Origin of the sequence: Streptococcus oralis, from assembly GCF_023109155.1 — a bacterium.
GTDB lineage: Bacteria > Bacillota > Bacilli > Lactobacillales > Streptococcaceae > Streptococcus > Streptococcus oralis_BZ.
Map to the genome: position 1 here is coordinate 1 of NZ_JALDUA010000010.1, position 3,919 is coordinate 3,919.

Genomic DNA, 3,919 nt, shown 5'->3' on the forward strand with positions numbered 1-3,919 from the left:
GCTTTAGTAGGAGTTTTAGGACTTGGTCAGTTGAAACGGAAAGAAGATGAAAGCAAGTAAGCTCTAAAAGTTAAATAGAAAAGAGGAACTCTGTTTCCTCTTTTTTGGCTCGTTGTCAACTGTAGTGGGTTGAAGAAAAGCTAAGCTCGAGAAAGGACAAATTTCGTCCTTTCTTTTTTGATATTCAGAGCGACGAAAATTCGCTTCTTGAAGTTTTCAAAGTTCCGAAAACCAAAGGCATTGCGTTTGATAAGTTTGATGAGATTATTAGTCGCTTCCAATTTTGCGTTGGAATAGGATAACTGAAGGACATTGACGATTTTCCCTTTGTCCTTTAGAAATGTTTTAAAGACAGTCTGAAAAAGAGAATGAACCTTCTTTATATTGTTTTCAAAGAGTCCGAAAAATTTCTCTGGTTCCTTATTCTGAAAGTGAAAAAGCAAGAGTTGATGGAGATGATAGTGGTGTTTCAAGTCTTCTGAATAGCTCAAAAGCTTGTCTAGGATTTCTTTATTGGTTAAGTGCATACGAAAAGTAGGGCGATAAAAACGCTTATCACTGAGTTTACGACTATCCTGTTGAATGAGTTTCCAGTAGCGCTTGATAGCTTGTGTTCTGCCCTCAAGAACAGTGATGATATTGAGCTTTTCAAAATCTTGCGCAATAAAACTCATCTTTCCCTTAGTGAAGGTATACTCGTCCCAGGACATAATCTCAGGCAGACGAGAAAAATCATGCTTAAAACGGAAGTCATTGAGTTTGCGAATGACAGTTGAAGTTGAAATAGACAGCTGATGGGCAATGCCAGTCATAGAAGTCTTTTCAATTAGCTTCTGGGCAATCTTTTGGTTGATGATACGAGGGATTTGGTGATTTTTCTTGACTATAGGAGTCTCAGAGACCATCATTTTAGAGCACTGATAGCACTTAAAACGGCGTTTTTTAAGGAGAATTCTAGTAGGCATACCAGTCGTTTCAAGGTAAGGGATTTTAGAAGGTTTTTGAAAGTCATATTTCTTCATTTGGCTTCCGCAATCAGGACAAAGTGGAGCATCATAATACATTTTAGCGATGATTTCCTTGTGGGTATCCTTACTGATGATGTCTATAATTTGGATATTAGGGTCTTTGATATCGAGTAGTTTTGTGATAAAATGTAATTGTTCCATATGGCTCTTTCTAATGATGGTTTGGTTGCTTTTCATTATAGGTCATATGAGACTTTTTTTCTACAACAAAATAGGCTCCATAATATCTATAGGGGATTTACCCACTACAAATATTATAGAGCCAAAATAAATAGTTTAACTAAAAGAAGATGGTGTGACCATCTTCTTTTTAATTTATAAATAGGTGAAATTTTTCTATAAATAAAAAGAAAAAAGAGTAAATATTTGTATCTTGCCTTGTAAAGTGTTAATATAAGAAGTAACGACTAAATTTAGATAAGGAAATGACTTATAATGAAAAATAAAAAAGAAGTCTATGGATTTCGTAAAAGCAAAGTTGCGAAAACTTTGTGTGGTGCTGTTTTAGGAACTGCTTTGATTGCTTTTGCAGACAAAGCAGTATTTGCTGATGAAGTTACAGAGACAACTAGTACAAGTACGGTTGAGGTAGCTACTACAGGGAACCCAGCCACAAATCTACCTGAAGCTCAGGGTGAAATGAGCCAAGTTGCCAAAGAAAGCCAAGCTAAGGCTGGTTCCAAAGACTCAGCTTTGCCAGTAGAAGTATCATCAGCTGATTTGGATAAAACAGTTGCCGATGCAAAATCTGCAGGAGTTAAGGTAGTTCAAGATGAAACAAAAGACAAAGGAACAGCCACAACTGCTACAGAGAATGCTCAAAAACAAGATGAGATTAAAAGCGACTATGCTAAACAGGCTGAAGAAGTAAAGACAACAACTGAAGCATATAAAAAAGAAGTCGCAGCTCATCAGGCTGAAACAGATAAAGTCAATGCTGAAAACAAAGCAGCGGATGACAAGTATCAAAAAGATCTAAAAAGTCATCAAGAAGAAGTTGAGAAAATCAACACTGCCAATGCAACAGCTAAAGCAGAATATGAAGCTAAGCTAGCACAATATCAAAAAGATTTAGCAACTGTCAAAAAAGCAAATGAAGATAGCCAACAGGATTATCAAAATAAACTTTCAGCTTACCAGACAGAATTAGCTCGAGTACAAAAAGCTAATGCGGAAGCTAAAGAGGCTTATGATAAAGCAGTAAAAGAAAACACAGCTAAAAACGAAGCGCTTAAAGCTGAAAATGAAGCGATTAAACAGCGTAATGAAACTGCAAAAGCAACTTATGAAGCGGCGATGAAGCAGTATGAAGCAGACCTTGCAGCTATTAAGAAAGCCAAGGAAGATAATGATGCTGATTATCAAGCAAAATTAGCAGCTTACCAGACAGAATTAGCTCGAGTACAAAAAGCTAATGCGGAAGCTAAAGCAGCCTATGAAAAAGCTGTTGAAGAAAACACAGCTAAAAATACAGCCATTCAAGCTGAAAATGAAGCGATTAAGCAACGTAACGCCACTGCAAAATCGACTTATGACGCAGCGGTGAAGAAATACGAAGCAGATTTGGCGGCAGTTAAGCGAGCAAATGCTACCAATGAAGCAGACTACCAAGCTAAGCTAGCCGAATACCAGACGGAATTAGCTCGCGTTCAAAAAGCTAATGCCGATGCAAAAGCAACTTACGAGAAGGCAGTTGAAGACAACAAGGCAAAAAATGCAGCGCTCCAAGCTGAAAATGACGAAATCAAGCAACGCAATGCCGCCGCAAAAGCTGAATACGAAGTTAAAGTTGCTAAATATGAAGCAGATCTTGCCAAATATAAGAAAGAGTTCGCAGCTTATACTGCAGCACTCGCAGAAGCGGAGAGTAAAAAGAAACAAGATGGTTATCTTTCAGAACCAAGATCACAATCGTTGAACTTTAAATCAGAACCAAATGCAATACGAACAATTGATTCATCTGTACATCAATATGGGCAGCAGGAATTGGATGCTTTGGTAAAATCATGGGGGATTTCGCCAACAAATCCTGATAGGAAAAAATCTACAGCATATTCATATTTCAATGCAATCAATTCGAATAACACTTATGCAAAGCTTGTATTAGAAAAGGATAAACCAGTCGATGTTACCTATACTGGTCTAAAAAATTCAAGTTTTAATGGTAAGAAAATTTCAAAAGTAGTTTACACTTACACATTAAAAGAAACAGGTTTTAACGATGGAACCAAAATGACTATGTTTGCCTCGAGTGATCCAACTGTGACAGCATGGTATAATGATTATTTTACTTCTACAAACATTAATGTAAAAGTCAAGTTTTATGATGAAGAAGGTCAACTTATGAATCTCACAGGAGGATTAGTTAATTTTTCATCTCTAAATAGAGGTAACGGTAGTGGGGCAATTGATAAAGATGCAATTGAAAGTGTTAGAAACTTTAACGGTCGATATATTCCAATTTCTGGTTCATCTATCAAGATTCATGAAAATAACTCTGCTTATGCAGATTCATCAAATGCAGAAAAATCGCTAGGCGCTCGTTGGAATACATCGGAATGGGATACAACCTCTAGTCCAAATAATTGGTACGGAGCTATTGTCGGTGAAATAACTCAATCGGAGATTAGCTTTAATATGGCTTCTTCTAAAAGTGGAAATATTTGGTTTGCTTTCAATTCAAACATTAATGCAATTGGGGTTCCGACGAAACCTGTTGCACCAACAGCTCCAACTCAACCAATGTATGAGACAGAGAAACCATTGGAACCAGCTCCAGTAGCACCAAACTACGAAAATGAGCCAACTCCACCAGTAAAAACTCCAGATCAACCGGAGCCATCAAAACCAGAAGAGCCAACATATGAGACAGAGAAACCATTGGAACCAGC

The 3,919-nt window shown here is 37.2% G+C and carries 1 protein-coding gene and 1 pseudogene; one reads left to right on the forward strand and one right to left on the reverse strand.

The window, feature by feature from the left end:
• Positions 1-140: 140 nt before the first annotated feature.
• Entirely contained in the window at positions 141-1,169 is a 1,029-nt protein-coding gene (locus M1F63_RS10050) for an ISL3 family transposase (RefSeq protein ID WP_070837076.1), read from the reverse strand.
• Between the two features lie 294 nt (positions 1,170-1,463).
• Between M1F63_RS10050 and sspB the strand changes: the two are divergent.
• Positions 1,464-3,919: pseudogene (gene sspB / locus M1F63_RS10055) on the forward strand (cell wall-anchored adhesin SspB); the annotation flags it as partial.